The 23,259-nt window shown below is 45.8% G+C and carries 20 protein-coding genes and 1 pseudogene; 5 read left to right on the top strand and 16 right to left on the bottom strand.

The window, feature by feature from the left end:
• Positions 1-59: 59 nt before the first annotated feature.
• The gene (purD, locus tag OH463_RS25350) at positions 60-1,349 is read left to right on the top strand and encodes a phosphoribosylamine--glycine ligase (protein WP_199451201.1); all 1,290 of its coding nucleotides are present in this window, start codon (positions 60-62) and stop codon (positions 1,347-1,349) included.
• Positions 1,350-1,438: 89 nt separating this feature from the next.
• Here the strand turns inward: purD and OH463_RS25345 are convergent, their stop codons facing one another.
• Entirely contained in the window at positions 1,439-2,137 is a 699-nt protein-coding gene (locus tag OH463_RS25345; RefSeq protein WP_009699654.1) for a DUF1481 domain-containing protein, read from the bottom strand.
• Between the two features lie 39 nt (positions 2,138-2,176).
• The gene (gene hupA, locus OH463_RS25340; RefSeq protein ID WP_005433627.1) at positions 2,177-2,449 is read right to left on the bottom strand and encodes a nucleoid-associated protein HU-alpha; all 273 of its coding nucleotides are present in this window, start codon (positions 2,447-2,449) and stop codon (positions 2,177-2,179) included.
• Between the two features lie 253 nt (positions 2,450-2,702).
• Here hupA and OH463_RS25335 point away from each other — a divergent pair, with 253 nt between their 5' ends.
• Positions 2,703-3,836, top strand: a complete 1,134-nt coding sequence (locus OH463_RS25335) for a CNNM domain-containing protein (RefSeq protein ID WP_005451141.1) — start codon at positions 2,703-2,705, stop codon at positions 3,834-3,836.
• A 79-nt stretch (positions 3,837-3,915) separates the two neighbouring features.
• Here the strand turns inward: OH463_RS25335 and OH463_RS25330 are convergent, their stop codons facing one another.
• Positions 3,916-4,503, bottom strand: a complete 588-nt coding sequence (locus tag OH463_RS25330; RefSeq protein WP_005451139.1) for a YjaG family protein — start codon at positions 4,501-4,503, stop codon at positions 3,916-3,918.
• Positions 4,504-4,569: 66 nt separating this feature from the next.
• On the opposite strand from OH463_RS25330, the gene OH463_RS25325 reads away from it, so the two are divergent.
• Together OH463_RS25325 and OH463_RS25320 are read left to right on the top strand one after the other, a co-directional pair.
• A complete protein-coding gene (locus OH463_RS25325) occupies positions 4,570-5,493 on the top strand; it encodes a D-2-hydroxyacid dehydrogenase (protein ID WP_114321303.1) in 924 nt (307 codons plus the stop codon).
• Between the two features lie 7 nt (positions 5,494-5,500).
• Positions 5,501-6,073, top strand: a complete 573-nt coding sequence (locus tag OH463_RS25320; protein WP_009697536.1) for a uracil-DNA glycosylase family protein — start codon at positions 5,501-5,503, stop codon at positions 6,071-6,073.
• Positions 6,074-6,293: 220 nt separating this feature from the next.
• On the opposite strand, the gene hemE is transcribed toward OH463_RS25320, so the two are convergent.
• From hemE to nudC, 4 genes are all read right to left on the bottom strand, one after another.
• Entirely contained in the window at positions 6,294-7,361 is a 1,068-nt protein-coding gene (gene hemE, locus OH463_RS25315) for a uroporphyrinogen decarboxylase (protein WP_005433634.1), read from the bottom strand.
• 304 nt (positions 7,362-7,665) lie between these two features.
• Positions 7,666-8,406: a hypothetical protein gene (locus OH463_RS25310; protein ID WP_045490586.1), complete on the bottom strand. Its 741-nt coding sequence runs from the start codon at positions 8,404-8,406 to the stop codon at positions 7,666-7,668.
• Between the two features lie 4 nt (positions 8,407-8,410).
• Entirely contained in the window at positions 8,411-8,902 is a 492-nt protein-coding gene (locus OH463_RS25305) for a hypothetical protein (protein WP_005451133.1), read from the bottom strand.
• Positions 8,903-9,023: 121 nt separating this feature from the next.
• Positions 9,024-9,806 carry an NAD(+) diphosphatase gene (nudC, locus tag OH463_RS25300; RefSeq protein ID WP_005451132.1) on the bottom strand — a complete coding sequence of 261 codons (783 nt, stop codon included), beginning with the start codon at positions 9,804-9,806 and terminating at the stop codon, positions 9,024-9,026.
• Between the two features lie 178 nt (positions 9,807-9,984).
• On the opposite strand from nudC, the gene OH463_RS25295 reads away from it, so the two are divergent.
• Positions 9,985-10,476, top strand: a complete 492-nt coding sequence (locus OH463_RS25295) for an Rsd/AlgQ family anti-sigma factor (protein WP_005434886.1) — start codon at positions 9,985-9,987, stop codon at positions 10,474-10,476.
• Between the two features lie 370 nt (positions 10,477-10,846).
• On the opposite strand, the gene rpoC is transcribed toward OH463_RS25295, so the two are convergent.
• The 9 genes and pseudogenes from rpoC to OH463_RS25250 form a co-directional block, all read right to left on the bottom strand.
• On the bottom strand, positions 10,847-15,049 hold the full coding sequence (gene rpoC / locus OH463_RS25290) for a DNA-directed RNA polymerase subunit beta' (protein WP_005451130.1): 4,203 nt from the start codon (positions 15,047-15,049) through the stop codon (positions 10,847-10,849).
• Between the two features lie 105 nt (positions 15,050-15,154).
• On the bottom strand, positions 15,155-19,183 hold the full coding sequence (gene rpoB, locus OH463_RS25285) for a DNA-directed RNA polymerase subunit beta (protein WP_005451129.1): 4,029 nt from the start codon (positions 19,181-19,183) through the stop codon (positions 15,155-15,157).
• A 250-nt stretch (positions 19,184-19,433) separates the two neighbouring features.
• Positions 19,434-19,802, bottom strand: coding sequence for a 50S ribosomal protein L7/L12 (gene rplL / locus OH463_RS25280; protein WP_005451128.1), 369 nt, complete (start codon positions 19,800-19,802; stop codon positions 19,434-19,436).
• Positions 19,803-19,859: 57 nt separating this feature from the next.
• Positions 19,860-20,354, bottom strand: a complete 495-nt coding sequence (gene rplJ, locus OH463_RS25275; RefSeq protein ID WP_005451126.1) for a 50S ribosomal protein L10 — start codon at positions 20,352-20,354, stop codon at positions 19,860-19,862.
• Positions 20,355-20,647: 293 nt separating this feature from the next.
• Positions 20,648-21,349 (bottom strand): 50S ribosomal protein L1, encoded by a 702-nt coding sequence (gene rplA / locus OH463_RS25270; protein ID WP_005384683.1) that lies wholly within the window; start codon positions 21,347-21,349, stop codon positions 20,648-20,650.
• Between the two features lie 4 nt (positions 21,350-21,353).
• Positions 21,354-21,782, bottom strand: a complete 429-nt coding sequence (gene rplK, locus OH463_RS25265) for a 50S ribosomal protein L11 (protein WP_005451125.1) — start codon at positions 21,780-21,782, stop codon at positions 21,354-21,356.
• A 143-nt stretch (positions 21,783-21,925) separates the two neighbouring features.
• Positions 21,926-22,474 carry a transcription termination/antitermination protein NusG gene (gene nusG / locus OH463_RS25260; RefSeq protein ID WP_005451123.1) on the bottom strand — a complete coding sequence of 183 codons (549 nt, stop codon included), beginning with the start codon at positions 22,472-22,474 and terminating at the stop codon, positions 21,926-21,928.
• A gap of 13 nt (positions 22,475-22,487) precedes the next feature.
• Positions 22,488-22,868, bottom strand: a complete 381-nt coding sequence (secE, locus tag OH463_RS25255) for a preprotein translocase subunit SecE (protein ID WP_005451121.1) — start codon at positions 22,866-22,868, stop codon at positions 22,488-22,490.
• 267 nt (positions 22,869-23,135) lie between these two features.
• Positions 23,136-23,259: pseudogene (locus tag OH463_RS25250) on the bottom strand (elongation factor Tu); the annotation flags it as partial.

Raw genomic sequence — 23,259 nt, 5'->3', positions numbered from 1 at the left:
CGTGTTGCTCAAACATTTTCTAGTTCTACTACTATCAATTTTGATTGAAGGTTTAAAACATGAATGTACTTATCATTGGTTCAGGCGGTCGTGAACACGCACTAGGTTGGAAAGCGGCGCAAAACCCAAATGTTGAGACTATCTTCGTTGCTCCGGGTAACGCAGGCACAGCACTAGAGCCTAAACTAGAGAACGTAAATATCGCAGTAGAAGACATCGCAGGTCTGGTTGCATTCGCAAAAGAGAAAGCCATTGAGTTGACCATCGTTGGTCCTGAAGCACCATTGGTTATCGGTGTTGTGGATGCTTTCCGAGAAGCCGGTCTGCCAATCTTTGGTCCAACACAAGCAGCAGCGCAGCTTGAAGGCTCTAAAGCGTTTACTAAAGACTTTCTTGCTCGTCACCAAATCCCGACGGGAGCATACGCAAACTTCACTGAAATCGAGCCTGCACTCGCTTACGTACGTGAACAAGGTGCACCAATTGTAGTCAAAGCTGATGGTCTTGCCGCTGGCAAAGGCGTGATTGTGGCAATGACACTAGAAGAAGCTGAAGACGCCATCAAGGATATGCTAGCGGGTAATGCATTTGGTGATGCTGGCAGTCGTGTGGTTATCGAAGAATTCCTAGATGGGGAAGAAGCAAGCTTCATCGTGATGGTGGATGGTGAGAACGTTTTGCCAATGGCCACCAGCCAAGACCACAAACGCGTAGGCGACAAAGATACCGGTCCAAACACAGGCGGCATGGGCGCTTACTCTCCTGCTCCAGTGGTAACATCTGAAATTCATAACCGCATCATGGAAGAAGTGATTTACCCAACAGTGCGTGGGATGGCTTCAGAAGGCAACCCTTACACAGGTTTCCTATACGCGGGTTTAATGATCGATAAAGACGGTACGCCGAAAGTGATCGAGTACAACTGCCGCTTTGGTGATCCAGAAACGCAACCGATCATGATGCGCATGGAATCGGATCTTGTTGATCTATGTCTGACTGCTATTGATGCCAAACTGGATCAAGTGGAATCAAAATGGGATCCACGAGCATCGATTGGTATTGTGTTAGCCGCCGGAGGCTACCCTGCTGCGTACGACAAGGGCGACGTTATCTCAGGTCTTCCACAAGTTGAAATTGAAGGTGAGAAGGTCTTCCACGCAGGTACAAACAACAAAGACGGCGACATTGTGACAAACGGCGGCCGTGTACTTTGTGCAACAGCACTTGGTAACAGCGTATCAGAAGCACAGCAACGCGCTTATGAACTTGCAAAACAGATCAGTTGGGATGGCATGTTCCATCGCAACGATATCGGCTACCGTGCAATCGCACGTGAGCAAGAAAAATAAAAACAACTTCAGTTGGCTAAAAAGACAAAAGGCGCATTAAGCGCCTTTTTATTCATGTGACTCCACTAGCATGAAGCTAAGCTCAGAACTTATTCAGAGATCAGCTTTGGTCGTGGGATACAATCAAAGTTGTCATCATTGAGCATCAACAATTCGTCAACAGTTGCTGTATTACGTGACTCTTTGCCGATAAATGCAATGTAGCTATCTACCGATGCCAATCTATCAATCACAAACTTAGGTAAAGTCTGGTTAAATTCTAGCGTCGCGAACTCACGTCCTTTGCAGGTTTCGAACGTCTCGCCATCCCAATAGCCCTGAATTAAACTCTGACCTTCGCGAGATTGACTCTTGATCGAAGCAACCACATCATTCGCTTCTGTCTTGTAACGCTCTAGCTGATCACGTCGTAAAGGCAGCACTTTCCCGTTCACACGGTATTGCTGATAGATCGCATCGCCATCTTTATTGAATCGAATGTGGATTTGAAAAGGCACCAATCCTTGTTTTGTATCGAGTTGCTCACCTTTTCGAATCAACTCTCTTAGCTCACCATCGTCCCAGCGATAATCACTCTGATACGAGCCGGAATCACCCATAGCTACGTAGTCTGCAGCCGTACTAACGCGTGTCAGACGTTCTGTCATCCAATACAAACTGGTGGCATCACCCATGATTTTCCCGCCAGAGAAATGGGTAAATTGGTCAAGGTTTGGGGTTTCAACAGAAGAACAGCCAACAAGAGCGAGGCTTGATAAAAGGAGTGAAGTGAGTAGATGTTTTTTCATGAAATTGCACCGAGGCAGGATACCTCGGTGCATTTTAACTTAGTTTACTGATTCTTTCAGCGCTTTACCTGCTACGAATGCTGGTACGTTAGCTGCTGCGATTTGAATCTCGTCACCAGTCTTAGGGTTACGACCAGTACGTGCAGCGCGGTGGTTTACTTTGAATGTACCAAAACCAATTAGTTGAACTTGGTCACCCTCTTTAAGAGCGCCAGTAACACCCTCAAGAGTTGCTTCAAGAGCAGCTTTAGCTTGTGCTTTAGATAGGTCTGCTTTCTCTGCAATAAAGTCGATTAATTGGGTCTTGTTCATTAGGTTTCCCTTCTCATATGTTATCGAATTCATCTCACTCTAAAACATAAATGCCCCATCTGGCAAAGGTTTGTAAGCGATCTTTCGATTTTCTGACGTAGTTTTAGCCATAATATGAGTAATAACTCACAATTTGTTACTACTTGTACGGGCAAAGCGCTTGCTTTCTAATGCAATTAGAACGATTTATAGGGCGCTTTTGCGGTTATAATCGCTTAAAATCCCGACTATCACATTACATTCAAGGGCAACTATGCTGCTGTTATCCATTTATATCTCTATTGCTATCGGCATTTCGTTTATCTGTTCGGTACTGGAGGCGGTACTTCTTAGTATCAGTCCGAGCTACATTGCGCAGCTCAAACAACAGGGGCACCCTGCTTCTGCTCAGTTAGAAAAACTGAAAGCAGACATCGACCGACCACTGGCTTCGATCCTGACCCTGAACACCATTGCTCACACTATCGGTGCAGCAACGGCAGGTGCACAAGCGGCGGTAGTGTTCGGTAGCGAAGCACTAGGTATCTTCTCTGCGGTACTGACACTGGCGATTCTTGTTCTATCAGAAATTGTACCTAAGACGATTGGTGCAACTTACTGGCGCCAACTTGCACCATCTGCGGCGGTATCGCTGCGCTGGATGGTATGGGCACTAACGCCATTCGTATGGTTCTCTGAGCAAATCACTAAGCGCCTAGCTCGTAACCACGAAGCACCGAAGATGCGCGATGAGTTATCTGCTATGGCCATTCTGGCAAAAGAGAGCGGAGAGTTCGCAGAAGGCGAATCAAAGATCCTGAGCAACCTACTGGGCATTCAAGACGTGCCAGTAACACAAGTCATGACACCGCGTCCGGTCGTATTCCGCGTAGACGCAACCATGACCATCAACGACTTCCTAGAGAAGCATAAAGAGACGCCTTTCTCTCGCCCACTGGTTTACAGCGAACAGAAAGATAACATCATTGGTTTTGTGCACCGTCTAGAGCTGTTCAAGCTGCAACAATCGGGCAGTGGTCAAAAACAACTCGGTTCGGTCATGCGTCCAATCCAAGTGGTACTGAACAACACAGCTCTACCAAAAGTATTTGACCAAATGATGACTCACCGTCTGCAGCTAGCGCTTGTGGTTGACGAATACGGCACAGTACAAGGCTTGGTAACGCTAGAAGACATCTTTGAGCACCTATTGGGTGAAGAGATCATCGATGAAGCGGATAAGAGCACAGACATGCAAGAACTGGCTTACCAACGCTGGGAAAGCTGGAAAGAAAAGCACGGCGTAATTGAAAGCCGCGATGACGATGAAGAAGAGGAAGGGCTGGAGAAACAGGACAAAGAGCCAGAAGCTCAAGAGCCAACGAAGCCAGAATCTAAAGAATCGTAATCAGTACTGGGCATAACAGCCCATATGCAAAAATAAAAAGGCATCCAATTTGGATGCCTTTGTTCTGTCTATTCAATAATTAAAGTGTGATGCCGATATTGCTCACGGCGTCTTCACGTAGCTCTTCACGCAAATCTTTAATCAAGCAGATGTCGCGTTCCACCGCTTCACGCAGTGGACGGAAGATTGCCCATTGAACATCCCACTCTTCACATACGGCTTCATTTTCTTTTTGATTGTCGTTGGTGATTGGCTCCGCACCTTGTGCTTGTTCTAGGTCAGCAACGGTTTTTACCGACTGTTGGCTCACTTTAAGCATTGAGTCGAAAAGGTAGTCGCGATCCAACAGGCCATGCAACAATGTCGACAGGCTCTGACACGCGTCCATCGCTGGGTAAACACCGTAAAAATCGAATTCATCCGCACTTGGGAACAACTCTTCTAACTTCTCTAATTGACGTTCGAAGTTAATTTTCGCGTTCTTAACCGTCAGAATTTCCCATACACTATCAAGAATCGCTCGGTAAGCACGTGGCTCAGCAAATTCTGTATTCTCACAAAACATCGCATAGTTTGGATACATGCGTTCACACAGACACGCCATGAAGGTAATTTGTTGCCAAGGTTCTAGTTTTTCCAAACGAACCTGAAGAGGATTCTTAAGCATAGTCACTCAATCATTGAAGAAAAAAACAGCGAAAGTGTACTTGATTCATCACAGGGAAAAAAGTTAATGCAGCATCCAAATCAGATTTTCCTGCTCTCAGAGCATCGCGACACCTACGAAACGTTACTGGCAGAGAAAAATCTGCCCGATCTTTGCCTCACCGACCAACCTGAAGAAGCTCAGATCGTACTGGCGGATCCACCATTACTATCACAAAGGTTAGACGAGTTTTCACAGCTTGAGTGGGTGCAATCCACATTTGCTGGTGTGAATGCCTTAATGTCACCAAATCTACGCCATGATTACACTTTAACCAACGTACGCGGCATTTTCGGACCATTAATTGCCGAGTACGTAATTGGCTACTGCATTGCTCACTTCCGCCACTTTATGCAATACCACCAGCAACAGCAGAACAAGCAGTGGCAACCGCATCTGTACACCTCGCTGCAAAGCAAAACTATGGTGATTGTTGGTACAGGCAGCATTGGTAGCTACTTGGGGAATGCAGCGCAATTGATGGGAATAAAGACTATCGGAGTGAATCGTACCGGGATTCCAACCTCTGGCGGTGAATTTACTCAAACCTATCACATCAATGAATTAGCAAGCGCTTTTCACCAAGCGGATATTGTCGTGAATACGCTACCGAGCACACCGGATACGCAGCGCTTACTCAATAGTGAAGTGTTAAGCCACCTTAATCAGGCACTGTTATTTAATGTCGGAAGAGGTGATGTGATTGATGATGTAGGTCTATTGCTCGCGCTCAAGAATCGCTGGGTGGAACATGCTTTTCTCGATGTATTTGAACAAGAACCACTCTCGCCGCAACATCCGTTTTGGAAACTTCCGCAGGTAACCATCACACCCCACATCGCAGCATTGAGTTTCCCTGAGCAAGTGGTCGACATTTTTGCAGATAACTACTTGAGTTGGCGAGACGGTTTCTCTCTTAATAATCAGGTCGATTTCGATAAAGGGTATTAACCATCTTATGTCTTTAGAAACATTGCTAAAGCAAGTACGTGCCTGCCAGATCTGTGCAGACGATTTACCTTTGGGTGCAAACCCTATCGTACAAGCCGCAAAAGACGCACGCATTCTAATCATCGGACAAGCGCCGGGAACGCGCGTACACAAAACCTCGATACCTTGGAACGATCCAAGCGGCGATCGGTTACGCCAATGGCTCGATATCGACAAAGACATTTTCTACGACCCAAACAAAATTGCCATTGTCCCAATGGGCTTCTGTTATCCAGGTAAAGGAAACTCAGGTGATCTACCACCTCGTAAAGAATGTGCGCCAGCTTGGCATAAACAGATTCTTGAGCAGTTGCCCAATATAGAGCTGACGCTACTGATTGGTCAGTACTCACAGCAGTACTATCTCACCAACAAACCAAAGACGCTCACGCAAACTGTTCAGCAATGGCAGGATTGGGAACCTGACTTTATTCCACTTCCCCACCCTTCTCCACGCAACACATTGTGGTTAAAGAAGAACCCTTGGTTTGAATCTGACGTCGTGCCATATCTTAAAAAACGCGTTCATTCGATGCTTTAGGTTACCTATGATCTAATTGCTTGCTTATCTGTACAAGAAAATTAGAACATAAAATCCGCAATCATAAGCCTTTGTTTATATTAAACTTTAATATATAACGTACAGCTAGAATAGTAATTAGATCATGGCAGACCAAATACTATCAAAGCTGTACAATCTTGAGTTTCAGGTAAAAAAATACCGGCACTGATTGCCGGTATTTGATTTCAAAAAGTCGAAGTTACTTGTGGTATGGCTTAGATAGCTCGTGTACCGCTTCCACAAACACACCTGCGTTTTCTGGCGGCACATCCAAGTGGATACCGTGACCTAGGTTGAACACGTGACCAGTACCTGCATCGCCAAAGCCTTCTAGAATACCCGCGACTTCTTCACGGATACGCTCTGGTGAAGCGTAAAGCATTGATGGGTCCATGTTACCTTGTAGAGCCACTTTATCACCGATACGCGCTTTCGCGTCTGCGATGTTGATTGTCCAGTCTAGACCTACCGCATCGCAGCCCGTTGCTGCGATTTGCTCAAGCCACATACCACCGTTCTTAGTGAACAGCGTTACTGGTACACGGCGACCGTCGTTTTCACGAATCAGACCATCTACAATCTTGTGCATGTATTGCAGAGAGAACAGGTTGTAGTCACGAGGTGTCAGTACACCACCCCATGTATCAAATACCATCACCGATTGTGCACCCGCTTTAATTTGCGCGTTTAGGTACTCGATAACGCTGTCTGCTAGCTTATCTAGAAGTAGATGCAGAGTTTGTGGTTCTGCGTACATCATCTTCTTGATCTTGGTGAACGCTTTCGAGCTACCGCCTTCAACCATGTAAGTCGCCAGTGTCCATGGGCTACCAGAGAAACCAATCAGTGGAACGTCACCATTCAAGTCTTTGCGGATTTGACGCACTGCATTCATTACGTATTGCAGTTCGCCTTCTGGATCCGGCAGACCGATCTTTTCAACGTCTGCTTTGCAAGTGATTGGTTTATCGAAAACCGGACCTTCACCAGCAGCAAAACGAAGTTCTAAGCCCATTGCATCTGGGATAGTTAGGATGTCAGAGAACAAGATCGCTGCATCAAGAGGAAAACGGCGTAGTGGTTGAAGCGTTACTTCTGACGCCAACTCCGCGTTTTTACACAAAGACATGAAATCGCCCGCTTGCGCACGAGTTGCTTTGTATTCTGGTAGGTAACGACCTGCCTGACGCATCATCCATACTGGCGTGTAATCTACTGGCTCTTTTAAAAGGGCACGCAGATAACGATCATTTTTTAATTCAGTCATTCCGTAATTCCAATTGTTAGGCTTTCTTTGAAAGGGGGTATTCTATCACTGATTTAAGGCTAATAGCTGTGTGCTTTGCAACCTGGATCAAGTTATTAACTTTTAAATCAGTGCTTAATTTGCACCCAATCGGTATCAGTGTTAAAAATTTGTTCGCTAGCGAAAACTACAATTATAAACTGAGTACCCGGTACTCAGCATCTCATAACGACATCTTACTTACCCCCTCCCTCTCGGAGGGTTTTTTTTATCTATTTTTCAATGAATTAAAAAAGCCACCTTGCGGTGGCTTCATATTTCATAATCATGATTGGCAAACTTTTTTCATGACCCCTTTTACATATCCTTTGGATAGGTAAGTCGGACACAAGGTCTCCCGCACCGATTGCGAGTCAATAATGTAATTCTCAAAGTTTGTTAGTGCCGTGTTAGCACACCCATTTGTTGCGACTTCTTTTGCCAATGCAAACTGAGAATTACTCGGTCGATCAAGCGTATACAGCAGCGCATTCGAGACCTTTTCATCTGCACAGTATTCCGGAGACTGCTTGACTGCAGCGGCATAGAATGGAATCGCGAGAGATTTAGAGACATTTTGGAACACCTTAGTCCCTTCTTCAAAACTTACGTTACCCGCAGGAGAGAGTTCGGCGAGCAGTTGTCCGTAGCTCTCTACACACCCTTCCATCGAATACTTGATACAAGATTGCGCTGCCGGAACTAAGGCTTTTGCAAAGCTTTGAGTAAAATCACTGGATTGAGACAGAAACGCATACTCAGTGAGTAGCTGCTGCCCTAAACCAATAGCGCTATCAGCGGCTCCGGAAGAAACGTAACTATTGAAAGCTCCTGTTGCAGCATCTGCCACCAGTCCTTGCCAAGCATCATCTCGCTGTGATGGACGAATATCATTGGCATGATAGAGCAGCTCATTCCAGCTTTGTGCTTTATGAAGAGCGGTTAAATCTTCCATAGAGTAACGCTCTTCAGCGACCGCAGAAAAGCTTGAAGCCATGGCAACTAAGGGGAAGAGTATTTTTTTCATTACCTTAGTTCCACGCTTGCTTGAGATATTTCAGCGTTGAAGAGTCGTAAGCCGCGTTCGGGTTCAAAGCGACTTTAAGCACACTGCCACCATCATCAAGAGAGAAACCTGCTTTACGCGCCTTCACAGAGTCTTGACCAACAAATTGGATTTGTTGAACTTTTTGGAACTCTTCTTTATAAAGTGCGGCATGTTCAGTCGTCGTGCATAGCTTAACCATATCATCGTAGATATAGTTGATTAAGCCACCCAGCCAACCTGTGGTTTTTACTTTATCTAAACGAGCTTCAGCAAAGTCGTAGTCATCCCACGCAGCCCAGTCAAAGTTTGTTTCAAGAACTTCATTGCCACAAGCGGTTTGCACTTTTGCGACGTTTTCCGTCATTGTATTTTCGGTCAACATACGCTTCGCTTTCACTTCAATACTTGCCTGTGCCGAAACACTTACCAAAGAAAAAGACGCAATACCTAGCCATAACGCTGATCTGTATTTCATTAGACATACTCCTTTATTAATCATTGTGTCATTACAGAATGCTGTGCTAGGTCAGTCTAACAATCCCCTTTGTCTCAAAAGTGATTCTACATTTTCCTTTAATCGCTTTACGAGTCGGCTCTCAAGCCTGCTGAATATCACTAATTGTTTGCTCAATTAATGCTCTTGCGATTGTCCCTTTTGGGGCTACTGGCGGCATATCATCAACGCCAAACCATTGAGCATCAGACAGCTCGGTGTAATCAGGATTCAATTCACCAGACTCGTAATCCGCAAGAAATGCCATCATCATACTGGATGGAAAGGCCCATGGTTGGCTGCCAAAATAGCGAATATTTTTAACGTGTACGCCGGTTTCTTCGTGCACCTCGCGTGTCACACACTCCTCCAAGGTTTCACCCACCTCTAAAAAGCCCGCAATTACGGTATACATGCCATTTCGATGGCGAGGGTGCTGAGCTAGCAAGATTTGGTTGTCTTTACGCACAGCGACAATGATGCATGGGAAAATACGCGGATAATGCAAAGTACGGCACTCACCACACTGCATTGCCAATTGATTGTTATTGAGGAAATTGCGACCACCGCATTGCGGACAAAAACGCAGACTTTGTGTCATATGACCATACTGAATGGCTTTACTGATTAAAAGAAAAAGGGAGTCTGAGAAATGGAGACAATCACGCAAAGATACAAGCTCTAAATCGTGGTCTAAATCCGACAGGTTTACCCACATCACCGGGGCATCTTGATATTCACCTATCTGCCTTGCACTCGCTTCTGGCAGTGAGAACTGCTCTGCATTGCCAAATGGGATAGCACCATCCACCAGCCAAACATCGCTTCCTGAGACAACACACCAATAGGCGTTTTTCGTACGGTTAACTTCACCTTTTCTTAACATTACAGCGTCCCTTTGCTTGAAGTTCATTCATTTTACTGGCAATCTAATTTCATACCAGAGTTTGTCGTTCGCTAAATTTGCAACTATAAATTCTAGTAAGGACAAGAGTTTGTAATCACTTTACTAACTTTGCTTTGCAAAGGATACGTTCGCCAATGGGCGATCAGATCATGAGGGCATGGTCATGCTAAAAAAATTCAAACAAACACAAGACCAATGGGGCGGTTCCAGTGACGTTATTGACCATTGGCTGGAAACGAGACAATCTCTGATTGTCGAATACTGTAAGCTTGCAGCACTGCAACCTTGTTCGAAATCCAATGTCATTGAACTCCCTTCCCCTGACGAACTTCAGCACTTCTGCCAACACCTTGTGGATTATATCTCTGAAGGTCATTTTAAAATCTACGATATGGTGATGGATAAGTGGAAAGCCACTGGCTTTGTTGCTACTGATGAAATTAACCAAACTTACGCGAAGATCGTCCTCACTACTGAGCCGTTGTTGAACTTTACCGACAAATATTCTGATGTTTCAGCCGAAGATGAACTGGCTGATTTTGACGAAGATATGTCTTTGATTGGGGAAATCATTGAGACACGCTTCGCGGTAGAAGACCACTTGATTCAGTTGATTGCCGACAGTTTAGCGATGCCGCCTGGCGCATAGCGAGAAGCGAGAAGCGAGAAGCGAGAAGCGAGAAGCGAGAAGCGAGAAGCGAGAAGCGAGAAGCGAGAAGCGAGAAGCGAGAAGCGAGAAGCGAGAAGCGAGAAGCGAGAAGCGAGAAGCGAGAAAATTCTTAAGGGTTGGCGTGTGCACGTCAACCCTTTTTGTTTTTCGGGATTCGCTTCTATTTTATCTTTCTAGGGATAAATCCAGTCAACGCCCTCTTCGTCAATCACTTTCACGGTTCTCCAAAGGCACACCTCTCGATTCCGTAAACGAAGCATACCTACATCTCGAAGCGTAGCGTTCTAACCTTTGCTCCCAAAAACAAAAAAGGCACCCGAGGGTGCCTTTTCTTTTAAGCTCTTAACGATTACTCGTCAGAAGAGAAGCCTGCGTTTAGAAGTGCAGCTAGGTTATCTGTTGCTTGTTCAGCAGATGGACCTTCTTGCGCTTCAGCACGTTTAGCTTGACGATCTTGGTGGTATGCGAAACCAGTACCAGCTGGGATCAGACGACCAACAATTACGTTCTCTTTCAGACCACGTAGGTCATCACGCTTACCAGAAACCGCAGCTTCTGTTAGTACGCGAGTTGTCTCCTGGAACGATGCCGCAGAGATGAATGACTCAGTCGCTAGAGATGCCTTAGTGATACCTAGTAGCTCACGCTCGAAACGTGCTGGCTCTTTGCCTTCAGCTTCTAGGTTACGGTTAGAAATCTTAACTTGTGAGTATTCAACTTGCTCGCCAGGTAGGAACTCAGAGTCACCAGCGTGAGTAATTGTACACTTACGTAGCATTTGACGAACGATAGTCTCGATGTGCTTATCGTTAATCTTAACGCCTTGTAGACGGTAAACTTCTTGTACTTCGTTAGCGATGTACTGAGTTACAGCGTGTACGCCACGTAGACGTAGAATGTCATGTGGAGACTCTGGACCATCTGCGATCACGTCACCACGTTCAACACGCTCACCTTCAAATACGTTCAACTGACGATGCTTAGGAATCATCTCTTCGTAAGTATCACCGCTGTCGCGAGTGATAACTAGACGACGCTTACCTTTCGTTTCTTTACCGAAGCTCACAGTACCTGTGTGCTCAGCAAGGATCGCAGGCTCTTTAGGCTTACGAGCTTCGAATAGGTCAGCTACGCGTGGTAGACCACCGGTGATATCTTTGTTACCGCCAGATTTCTGAGGGATACGAGATAGTGTGTCACCAATGCCAACTTCAGCGCCATCTTCGATGTTTACAATCGCTTTACCAGGTAGGAAGTAGTGAGCTGGCATTTCTGTACCAGGGATCATTACGTCGTTACCTTGCTCATCAACAAGTTTGATAGCTGGACGCATATCTTTACCTGCTGCTGGGCGAGCTGCTGGATCAGTTACTTCGCTTGAAGATAGACCTGTTAGGTCATCTGTTTGACGAGAAACTGTAACACCGTCGATCATGTCTACGAACTGGATGCGACCTGCCACTTCAGTGATGATTGGCATGGTGTGCGCTTCCCAGTTAGCAACAACTTCACCAGCTGTTACTGCGTCGTTGTCGCCTTTGCTTAGCATCGAACCGTAAGGAAGTTTGTGCTTCTCTTTAGTACGACCGAATTCATCAATGATAGTTAGCTCAGATGCACGAGACGTGATTACCAGCTTCTTATCTTTGTTGATTACGAACTTAGCGTTGTGCAGTTTAACTGTACCAGTTGTCTTCGCTTGGATGCTGTTCTCTGCTGCTGCAGTAGATGCCGCACCACCGATGTGGAACGTACGCATCGTAAGCTGTGTACCCGGTTCACCGATAGACTGAGCAGCGATTACACCAACTGCTTCACCTTGGTTCACTAGGTGACCACGTGCTAGGTCACGACCGTAACACTGTGCACAACAACCGAAGTCAGAATCACAAGTAACTACAGAGCGCACTTTCATGCTGTCTACTGAGTTCTCTTCCATGATCTGACACCACTTCTCATCAATTAGAGTGTTACGTGGGATCAGAACATCTTCTGTACCTGGCTTAAGAACGTCTTCAGCTACTACACGACCTAGCGCTAGCTCAGTTAGTGCAACTTTAACATCACCACCCTCGATGTGAGGCATCATGTCAACACCCTCGTGAGTGCCACAGTCATGTTCAGTTACAACAACGTCTTGAGCAACGTCTACTAGACGACGAGTTAGGTAACCCGAGTTCGCTGTTTTCAGTGCCGTATCCGCAAGACCCTTACGAGCACCGTGCGTTGAGATAAAGTACTGAAGTACGTTTAGACCTTCTTTAAAGTTCGCTGTGATCGGCGTTTCGATGATTGAACCATCTGGACGCGCCATCAGACCACGCATACCCGCTAGCTGACGAATCTGAGCTGCAGAACCACGAGCACCCGAGTCAGCCATCATGTAGATGCTGTTAAACGATTCTTGTTGCTCTTCTTCACCGTCACGGTTAACTACCGTTTCAGATGAAAGGTTTGCCATCATCGCTTTCGCTACGCGATCGTTGGTCGATGCCCAGATATCGATAACTTTGTTGTATCGTTCGCCCGCAGTAACAAGACCAGATTGGTATTGTTCCTGGATTTCACGTACTTCTTCTTCCGCTTCTGCGATTTCAGTGTACTTAGCTGGCGGTACAACCATATCGTCGATACCAACAGATACACCAGATAGTGCCGCGTATGCGAAACCTGTGTACATGATTTGGTCAGCGAAGATTACAGTGTCTTTCAGACCTAGTTTACGGTACGCCTCGTTTAGTAGGTTAGAGATTTGCTTCTTACCTAGCTTTTGGTTAACGATGCTGTACGGTAGACCAGCTGGCACGATTTGCCATAGCATTGCACGACCGATAGTTGTATCAACCATCTTAGTCTCTGTTGTGCTGTTGCCGTCTTCGTCTACAACTGTTTCTGTAATACGTACTTTAACGCGTGCGTGAAGTTCAGCTTGCTTAGTGCGGTATGCTTTCTCAGCCTCTGCTGGGCCAGAAAGGTACATGCCTTCACCTTTCACGTTGATCTTGTCACGAGTCATGTAGTACAGACCCAATACAACGTCCTGAGAAGGTACGATGATCGGATCACCTGACGCTGGCGACAGAATGTTGTTTGTCGACATCATCAGAGTACGAGCTTCAAGCTGTGCCTCTAGAGTTAGAGGTACGTGAACCGCCATTTGGTCACCATCGAAGTCCGCGTTGTACGCCGCACACACTAGTGGGTGTAGCTGGATCGCTTTACCTTCGATTAGTACTGGTTCGAACGCCTGGATACCTAGACGGTGAAGTGTAGGTGCACGGTTCAATAGTACTGGGTGCTCACGGATTACTTCGTCTAGGATATCCCAAACTACCGCTTCTTCACGCTCTACCATTTTCTTAGCAGCTTTGATTGTAGTCGCAAGACCACGAGTCTCTAGCTTGCTGTAGATGAATGGTTTGAATAGCTCAAGTGCCATCTTCTTAGGAAGACCACACTGGTGTAGACGAAGGTATGGACCTACTGTGATTACAGAACGACCAGAGTAGTCTACACGTTTACCTAGAAGGTTCTGACGGAAACGACCTTGCTTACCCTTGATCATATCAGCAAGAGATTTCAGAGGACGCTTGTTAGAACCAGTGATCGCACGACCACGACGACCGTTGTCTAGTAGCGCATCAACAGACTCTTGCAGCATACGTTTTTCGTTACGTACGATGATGTCCGGAGCTGCTAGCTCTAGAAGACGCTTCAAACGGTTGTTACGGTTGATCACACGACGGTATAGGTCGTTTAGATCAGAAGTCGCAAAACGACCGCCATCTAGTGGTACTAGAGGACGCAGATCTGGCGGAAGTACTGGAAGTACAGTTAGGATCATCCACTCTGGGTTGTTACCAGATGCGATGAACGCTTCTACCAGCTTCAGACGCTTAGTTACTTTCTTACGCTTAGTTTCAGAGTTAGTAGTTTCTAGCTCTTCGCGCATTTGTTCTGCTTCAGCGTGCATATCCATAGAACCTAGTAGGTCCTTGATAGCTTCTGCACCCATCTTAGCAGTGAACTCGTCGCCCCACTCTTCTAGACGGTCTAGATACTCTTCTTCCGTAAGCATCTGACCTTTTTCTAGATCAGTCATACCCGGCTCAGTTACTACGTACATTTCGAAGTAAAGAACACGTTCGATATCACGTAGAGGGATATCCATTAGTAGACCGATACGAGACGGTAGCGATTTTAGGAACCAGATGTGAGCTACTGGTGAAGCAAGCTCGATGTGGCCCATACGGTCACGACGAACTTTAGTTTGTGTAACTTCTACACCACACTTCTCACAGATAACACCACGGTGCTTCAAGCGCTTGTACTTACCACAAAGACACTCGTAGTCTTTAACTGGACCAAAGATACGCGCACAGAACAGACCATCGCGTTCAGGTTTGAACGTACGATAGTTGATCGTTTCAGGTTTTTTAACTTCACCGAAAGACCATGAACGGATCATGTCTGGTGAAGATAGACCGATTTTGATTGCATCAAATTCTTCGGTCTTATGCTGTGCTTTTAGAAAGTTTAATAAGTCTTTCACAATCAGCTCCTGTAAGGAGTTAAAAGGAGCTCACTCGCTAAAGTGAGCACCTTCTACCAAATAATCGCTTTAGATTCTCTCAACCTTAGTCAAGAGAGAAAGAGATTACTCTTCGTCTTCTAGCTCGATGTTGATACCTAGCGAGCGAATCTCTTTCAACAGTACGTTGAACGATTCTGGCATACCAGGTTCCATGCTGTGGTTACCGTCTACGATGTTTTTGTACATCTTAGTACGGCCGTTAACGTCATCCGACTTAACCGTTAGCATTTCTTGTAGAGTGTAAGCCGCACCGTATGCTTCTAGTGCCCATACTTCCATCTCACCGAAACGCTGACCACCGAACTGAGCTTTACCACCAAGTGGCTGCTGAGTTACTAGGCTGTACGAACCAGTTGAACGAGCGTGCATCTTGTCATCAACAAGGTGGTTCAGTTTCAGCATGTACATGTAACCTACTGTTACAGGGCGCTCAAACTGGTCACCTGTGCGACCATCAAACAGTTTTAGCTGACCAGATTCTGGTAGGTCTGCTAGTTTCAGTAGCGCTTTAATAGACGCTTCTGGTGCACCGTCAAATACTGGAGTCGCGATTGGTAGACCGCCACGTAGGTTCTTGATCAGAGTACGAACTTCGTCATCAGATAGAGAAGCAATATCTACTTTCTGGCGAGTCTCGCCTAGATCGTAAACTTTTTGTAGGAACTCGCGGAATTTCGCTAGTTCTTGCTGCTCTTTAACCATCTGGTTGATCTTGTCACCAATACCTTTCGCTGCCAGACCTAAGTGTACTTCTAGGATCTGACCGATGTTCATACGCGAAGGTACACCCAGTGGGTTAAGTACGATGTCTACAGGCTGACCTTTCTCATCGTATGGCATGTCTTCAACAGGGTTAATCTTAGAGATTACACCCTTGTTACCGTGACGACCCGCCATCTTATCACCAGGCTGAATACGACGTTTAACCGCTAGGTAAACCTTAACGATCTTCAGTACGCCAGGTGCTAGATCATCACCTTGAGTGATCTTGCGACGCTTAGTTTCGAATTTCTTATCGAAGTCAGCTTTTAGCTCGTCCCACTGCTCTGCTAGTTGTTCTAGCTGAGTTTGTAGAGCGTCATCTTCTAGCGTTAGTTCTAGCCACTTCTTACGATCAGTTGTGTCTAGTTTCGCTTCAGAGTAACCACCTTCAATCAGTACAGCTTTAACACGGTTTAGAAGGCCACCCTCAAGAATCTGGAATTCTTCAGTTAGGTCTTTCTTCGCTTCTTTAAGCTGCATTTGTTCGATTTCAAGCGCACGCTTGTCTTTCTCTACGCCATCGCGAGTGAAGACTTGAACGTCGATGATCGTACCTGATACAGAGTTAGGTACACGTAGTGAAGTATCTTTAACGTCAGATGCTTTTTCACCGAAGATTGCACGTAGTAGCTTCTCTTCAGGCGTTAGCTGAGTTTCACCTTTAGGTGTTACTTTACCAACTAGGATGTCGCCACCCTTAACTTCTGCACCGATGTAAACGATACCTGACTCGTCTAGTTTAGACAGAGCAGACTCACCTACGTTTGGAATATCAGCTGTGATCTCTTCAGAACCAAGCTTAGTATCACGCGCCACACAAGTAAGTTCTTGGATGTGGATAGTCGTGAAACGGTCTTCTTGAACTACGCGCTCAGATACTAAGATCGAGTCTTCGAAGTTGTAACCATTCCAAGGCATGAACGCGATACGCATGTTTTGACCAAGCGCTAGTTCACCAAGGTCTGTTGAAGGACCATCAGCAAGAACGTCACCGCGTGATACAGGTTCACCTGGCATCACACATGGGCGCTGGTTAATACATGTGTTCTGGTTAGAACGTGTGTATTTAGTCAGGTTGTAGATGTCGATACCAGCTTCACCTGGTACTAGCTCTTCTTCGTTCACTTTAACAACGATACGAGAAGCATCTACAGACTGGATTACACCACCACGTTTAGCAACTGCAGTTACACCTGAGTCAACTGCTACGTTACGTTCAATACCAGTACCAACAAGCGGTTTGTCAGCTTTCAGTGTTGGAACTGCCTGACGTTGCATGTTCGCACCCATCAATGCACGGTTCGCATCATCGTGTTCTAGGAACGGGATAAGCGATGCAGCGATAGATACAACCTGGTTTGTCGCAACGTCCATGTACTGAGCGTGCTCACGAGGGTGTAGACCAGATTCACCTTTTTGACGAGCTGTGATCAGCTCATCTGCAAAACCGCCTTCTTCAGTTAACGCAGCATTAGCCTGTGCGATAACGAATTGACCTTCTTCGATTGCAGATAGGTAATCTACTTCGTCTGTTACAATGCCATCTACAACGCGACGGTATGGTGTCTCTAGGAAACCGTACTCGTTACAACGCGCAAACGCAGATAGAGAGTTGATCAGACCGATGTTTGGACCTTCGGGCGTTTCGATAGGACATAGACGACCGTAGTGAGTTACGTGTACGTCACGTACTTCGAAGCCAGCACGTTCACGAGTTAGACCGCCAGGACCCAATGCAGAAATACGACGCTTATGCGTTACTTCTGATAGCGGGTTGTTTTGGTCCATGAACTGTGAAAGCTGTGAAGAGCCAAAGAATTCTTTAACAGCTGCAGAGATTGGTTTCGCGTTGATCAAGTCTTGAGGCATGATTGCGTCAAGATCGCCTAGGCTTAGACGCTCTTTAACTGCACGCTCAACACGTACTAGACCTACACGGAACTGGTTCTCAGCCATTTCGCCTACAGAGCGGATACGACGGTTACCTAGGTGGTCGATATCGTCCACTTCGCCTTTACCGTTACGAATCGCGATAAGCTTCTTCATCACTTCAACGATATCTAGCTCGTCAAGTGTGCCTTGCTCTTGAGCATCTTCACGACCGATAGAGCTGTTGAACTTCATACGACCAACAGTCGATAGATCGTAACGCTCTTCAGAGAAGAATAGGCTTTCGAATAGTGCTTCTGCAGCTTCTTTTGTTGGTGGCTCACCAGGGCGCATCATGCGGTAGATTTCTACCAAAGCAGAAATACGATCAACAGTGCTGTCGATGCGTAGCGTTTCTGACATGAATGGACCATGGTCTAGATCGTTGGTGAACAACGTTTCTAGTGATTTGTGGCCAGCCTGAGATAGGTTCGCTAGAGCTTCCAGGCTGATTTCCTGGTTAGCGTTAACAATGATCTCGCCTGTTGCTTCGTTAACGTAATCTTTCGATGCAACTTTACCAACGATGTACTCAACTGGTACTTCGATGTGATCAACGCCATCTTTCTCTAGTTGGCGGATATGACGAGCTGTTACACGACGACCTTGCTCAACGTAAGTTTTACCGTTCGCTTCGATGTCGAATGACGCAGTTTCACCACGTAGACGATCAGGAACCAACTCCATTAGTAGAGTTTGGTCTTTCACTTCGAAGTTCACTTTTTCGAAGAAGATATCTAGGATTTCTTCTGACGTTTTACCAAGTGCACGAAGGATGATCGAAGCTGGTAGCTTACGACGGCGGTCAATACGTACGTATAAGTTATCCTTAGGGTCGAACTCAAAGTCTAACCATGAGCCACGGTAAGGAATAACACGTGCGTTGTATAGAACTTTACCTGAAGAGTGGGTCTTACCCTTATCGCTGTCGAAGAACACGCCTGGGCTTCGGTGCAGCTGGGATACGATAACCCTCTCGGTACCGTTAATTACGAAGGTACCATTGTCTGTCATAAGCGGAATTTCGCCCATGTAGACTTCTTGTTCTTTAATGTCTTTTACAGTACCTGCTGGCGCGTCTTTATCAAAGATTACTAGACGTAGTTTTACGCGTAGTGGCTTTGAGTAAGTTACACCGCGGATTTGACATTCTTTAACGTCAAAAACTGGCTCACCAAGACGGTAGCTAACGTATTGCAGCTCAGAATTGCCGTTGTAGCTCTGAATTGGGAATACAGAACGGAAAGCAGCTTCAAGACCGTATTGACCTTCAGGATCCTGTTCGATGAATTTGTCGAACGAATCGAGCTGGATCGATAGCAGGTATGGAATGTCCAAAACTTGTGGACGAGTACCAAAGTCCTTACGGATGCGCTTTTTCTCGGTATAAGAGTAAACCATGGGGTTCCTCAGCTCGCTGATAAGTGACCCAAACTGTCCGCCCGCTCCTAGTTACTTAAGGGGGGTAAGGGACAGTGACTAAATAGCTGTTTACTGTAGTGACATTTCATTGCGTAGGAATGAAATGTTTTTTGCTTGGGAACAGGCGCTTAAACAGCGGGAAAATTCGCCTATACCCTACAGCGCAAAAAGGCCGGTGGTTAAAAAACCACCAGCCAATTAGCCGTTAGGCTAAGAAACTATGCAATAATTACTTAACAGCAACAGTTGCACCAGCTTCTTCTAGCTGAGCTTTAAGTGCGTCAGCTTCTGCTTTGTCAACACCTTCTTTAAGAGGTGCTGGAGCGCCGTCTACAAGAGCTTTAGCTTCTTTAAGACCTAGGCCAGTTGCGCCACGTACTGCTTTGATTACAGCAACTTTGTTGCCGCCAGCAGATTCTAGGATTACGTCAAATTCAGTTTGCTCAGCTGCAGCTTCGCCGCCTGCTGCGCCACCTGCAACTACTGCAGCAGCAGCAGTTACACCGAATTTCTCTTCCATAGCTTCGATTAGTTCAACAACTTGCATTACAGACATTTCTGCAACTGCGTCTAGGATTTGCTCGTTAGTAATAGACATAACAATTCTCTTTTAAGTCAACAATAAGTTTATTTTGCAACCAGTAAAAAGCAAGGCTTAAGCCGCTGCTTCTTCTTTTTGATCGCGGATAGCAGCGATAGTACGTACCAGCTTGCCAGCAGAAGCTTCTTTCATGCACATCATTAGGCGTGCGATTGCTTCGTCGTAAGTTGGTAGTGTTGCTAGTACTTCAGCGTCAGTTAAAGCGCCTTCAAATGCAGCAGCTTTGATCTCGAAATCTTTGTTCTCTTTAGCGAAGTCTTTGAAAAGACGCGCTGCAGCACCTGGGTGCTCGTTAGAGAACGCGATTAGAGTAGGACCAGTGAAAGTGTCAGTTAGACACTCGTAGTCTGTACCCTGAACCGCACGACGTGCTAGAGTGTTACGCACGACTTTCATGTAAACACCCGCTTCGCGAGCTTGTTTACGTAGAGAAGTCATCGCGCCAACTTCAACGCCACGAGAATCAGCTACAACTGCAGAAAGTGCACCACTGGCAGCTTCGTTGACTTGAGCAACAATTGCTTTTTTGTCTTGAAGGTTTAAAGCCATCTTGGATTTACTCCTGGTTGTCGTTACACCACTCACTATCATCACGACAGTGAGAGCTATTGAGGTGCATTCCCAGAAGAAAGTTAACTATTTACATAGAGCTTTCTGTCAGTTCGGGCACCATCTACGTAGGATGATTAAGTTTGTTTTGAGAACAAACACCTACGGTCTTGGACGGAGACTGGGTCTTAATTCATTTCGAACTAGGAGACAGTTCAAAGAACCAATGTTCAGCCCCAACCACAAATATTAGGCGCAAAATTATACACAAATTTTGCGCCTAAGCAAATAAATTATGCTTGAGTGTTCAGGCTAGCCTGATCAACAGCAACACCAGCACCCATAGTAGTAGAGATGCTTACTTTCTTCAGGAAAGTACCTTTCGCTGAAGATGGCTTAGCTTTCTTCAGAGCAACTAGAAGAGCTTCTAGGTTCTCTTTGATCTGCTCAGCAGAGAAGTTTGCTTTACCGATAGTAGTGTGGATGATGCCGTTTTTGTCGTTACGGTAACGAACCTGACCAGCTTTAGCGTTCTTAACCGCTTCAGCAACGTTAGGAGTTACAGTACCAACTTTAGGGTTTGGCATTAGACCGCGAGGACCTAGGATAGTACCTAGTTGACCTACAACGCGCATTGCATCTGGAGAAGCAACAACTACGTCGAAGTTCATTTCGCCTTTCTTAACTTGCTCAGCAAGATCTTCCATACCAACGATGTCTGCGCCAGCTTCTTTAGCTGCTTCAGCGTTTGCACCTTGAGTGAACACTGCAACGCGGATTTCGCGGCCAGTACCGTGAGGTAGTACAGTTGCACCACGTACGTTCTGGTCAGATTTACGAGCATCGATGCCTAGGTTAACAGCAACGTCAACAGACTCTACGAATTTAGCAGTAGCTAGTTCTTGAAGAAGAGCAACAGCTTCGTTGATTTCGTACTCTTTAGTTACGTCAACTTTTTCGCGGATTACGCGCATGCGCTTAGTTAGTTTAGCCATCTTATTAACCCTCTACCACTAGGCCCATTGAACGAGCAGTACCAGCGATTGAACGCTTCATTGCTTCGATGTCAGCACCAGTCATATCAGCAGCTTTAGTTTCTGCGATTTCTTGGATTTGAGCGTCAGTTACAGTACCCACTTTTTCAGTGTTTGGACGACCTGAACCAGACTTAACGCCAGCAGCTTTCTTAAGAAGAACAGCAGCAGGTGGAGTCTTAGTTACGAACGTGAAAGAACGGTCGTTGTATACAGTGATAACAACAGGAGTAGGTAGACCTTTCTCTAGAGATTCTGTTTTCGCGTTGAACGCTTTACAGAATTCCATGATGTTAACACCGTGTTGACCTAGTGCAGGACCAACTGGTGGACTTGGGTTCGCCATACCAGCTGCAACTTGTAGCTTGATGTAAGCTTCAACTTTCTTAGCCATGATAATTCCTAAGTTTGGGTACAAACGCTAATCATCGATCAGCTCCCCGTTTAATGAAAAAACTCTTTACTTCACCAGAAGTAAAAAGGCGCGAAATTATAGTCATAATTCGCGCCTTAGACAACCCTTAAAAAGGTGTTTTTTTAATCAAGTTTTTCAACCTGACCAAATTCAAGCTCAACTGGTGTTGCACGACCAAAGATCGACACAGACACTTTCAGGCGGCTCTTCTCGTAATCCACTTCTTCAACAGTACCATTGAAGTCAGCAAATGGACCTTCATTAACACGTACCACTTCGCCCGCTTCGTACATAGTACGTGGACGAGGAGCTTCACTTGCTTTCTCAAGACGATTAAGAATCGCATCAGCTTCTTTGTCTGTGATAGGTGCTGGACGGTCTGAGGTACCACCAATGAAGCCCATGACACGCGGCACACTGCGTACTAGGTGCCATGATTCATCGTTCATAATCATCTGAACAAGGACGTAACCTGGGAAGAACTTACGCTCAGATTTACGACGCTGACCCGCGCGCATTTCCACTACTTCTTCAGTAGGAACCAGTACTTCACCGAATAGCTCTTCCATGCTGTGCATTTTGATATGCTCGCGAAGAGATTGAGCTACACGACCTTCAAATCCAGAGAAGGCTTGAACCACATACCAGCGTTTTTTTGGAGCTTCACTCATGAATTAAAACCCTCTATACCCCAGTCGCTAGAGCTACTAGACGAACCATGATGCCGTCAATACCCCATAGCGCTAGAGCCATTACAATACTTACAGCTAAAACGATCAGTGTTGTTTGCATAGTTTCTTGGCGTGTAGGCCAAACAACTTTACGAACTTCCATACGAGATTCTTTTGCAAAACTGATCGCTGCTTTACCTTTAGTCGTTGTTGCTGCAACGCCAAGAGCAGCTGCAATTAGAACAACAACGCCTGCAGCGCGAACTACTACAGACATTTCACCATACAGGTAATTACCCACAACAGCGGCCGCTGCTAATACGAAAGCGGCAATCCACTTAAACGTATCTGCTGCGTTTGAGCTATCAGGAGTTTCAGCATTATTTGCTTTCATAAACCAACCTGTCACAAGTCTTAATATAGACGACAACAACCCCGCTGTTGCAGGGCAAACTCCATATCGCTGAAAAAATCAGCGTTACTCTCTTAAGATTAAGCCTCTCCGGCCAATCTTGCTCTGCTCTCAACCAAAATCTGAACAAGAAAACAGCTAAAATAATGTTGAGTGCAGAAAAAGGGCATCAAATGATGCCCTTTTTGCTACTGGTTCGTCAAATCTAATTCAAGATTTTCCGAAGACATTCGTTTAATTCTTTAAGAATTAGTCGAAGATCTTAGCAACAACACCAGCACCTACAGTACGGCCACCTTCACGGATAGCGAAACGTAGGCCTTCATCCATAGCGATAGGAGCGATTAGCTCAACTTGCATTTGGATGTTGTCA

The sequence above is a fragment of the Vibrio sp. NFR genome (assembly GCF_027587095.1).
GTDB lineage: Bacteria > Pseudomonadota > Gammaproteobacteria > Enterobacterales > Vibrionaceae > Vibrio > Vibrio harveyi.
Note: the sequence above shows the minus strand (reverse complement) of the source record. Positions and strands in the feature narration are given on the sequence as shown.

What these genes read in the sequence shown, in the direction of transcription:
- purD (WP_199451201.1), top strand. Translation starts at nt 60, where the DNA reads ATGAATGTACTTATCATTGGTTCAGGCGGTCGTGAACACGCACTAGGT.
- OH463_RS25345 (WP_009699654.1), bottom strand. Translation starts at nt 2,137, where the DNA reads ATGAAAAAACATCTACTCACTTCACTCCTTTTATCAAGCCTCGCTCTT.
- hupA (WP_005433627.1), bottom strand. Translation starts at nt 2,449, where the DNA reads ATGAACAAGACCCAATTAATCGACTTTATTGCAGAGAAAGCAGACCTA.
- OH463_RS25335 (WP_005451141.1), top strand. Translation starts at nt 2,703, where the DNA reads ATGCTGCTGTTATCCATTTATATCTCTATTGCTATCGGCATTTCGTTT.
- OH463_RS25330 (WP_005451139.1), bottom strand. Translation starts at nt 4,503, where the DNA reads ATGCTTAAGAATCCTCTTCAGGTTCGTTTGGAAAAACTAGAACCTTGG.
- OH463_RS25325 (WP_114321303.1), top strand. Translation starts at nt 4,570, where the DNA reads ATGCAGCATCCAAATCAGATTTTCCTGCTCTCAGAGCATCGCGACACC.
- OH463_RS25320 (WP_009697536.1), top strand. Translation starts at nt 5,501, where the DNA reads ATGTCTTTAGAAACATTGCTAAAGCAAGTACGTGCCTGCCAGATCTGT.
- hemE (WP_005433634.1), bottom strand. Translation starts at nt 7,361, where the DNA reads ATGACTGAATTAAAAAATGATCGTTATCTGCGTGCCCTTTTAAAAGAG.
- OH463_RS25310 (WP_045490586.1), bottom strand. Translation starts at nt 8,406, where the DNA reads ATGAAAAAAATACTCTTCCCCTTAGTTGCCATGGCTTCAAGCTTTTCT.
- OH463_RS25305 (WP_005451133.1), bottom strand. Translation starts at nt 8,902, where the DNA reads ATGAAATACAGATCAGCGTTATGGCTAGGTATTGCGTCTTTTTCTTTG.
- nudC (WP_005451132.1), bottom strand. Translation starts at nt 9,806, where the DNA reads ATGTTAAGAAAAGGTGAAGTTAACCGTACGAAAAACGCCTATTGGTGT.
- OH463_RS25295 (WP_005434886.1), top strand. Translation starts at nt 9,985, where the DNA reads ATGGTCATGCTAAAAAAATTCAAACAAACACAAGACCAATGGGGCGGT.
- rpoB (WP_005451129.1), bottom strand. Translation starts at nt 19,183, where the DNA reads ATGGTTTACTCTTATACCGAGAAAAAGCGCATCCGTAAGGACTTTGGT.
- rplL (WP_005451128.1), bottom strand. Translation starts at nt 19,802, where the DNA reads ATGTCTATTACTAACGAGCAAATCCTAGACGCAGTTGCAGAAATGTCT.
- rplJ (WP_005451126.1), bottom strand. Translation starts at nt 20,354, where the DNA reads ATGGCTTTAAACCTTCAAGACAAAAAAGCAATTGTTGCTCAAGTCAAC.
- rplA (WP_005384683.1), bottom strand. Translation starts at nt 21,349, where the DNA reads ATGGCTAAACTAACTAAGCGCATGCGCGTAATCCGCGAAAAAGTTGAC.
- rplK (WP_005451125.1), bottom strand. Translation starts at nt 21,782, where the DNA reads ATGGCTAAGAAAGTTGAAGCTTACATCAAGCTACAAGTTGCAGCTGGT.
- nusG (WP_005451123.1), bottom strand. Translation starts at nt 22,474, where the DNA reads ATGAGTGAAGCTCCAAAAAAACGCTGGTATGTGGTTCAAGCCTTCTCT.
- secE (WP_005451121.1), bottom strand. Translation starts at nt 22,868, where the DNA reads ATGAAAGCAAATAATGCTGAAACTCCTGATAGCTCAAACGCAGCAGAT.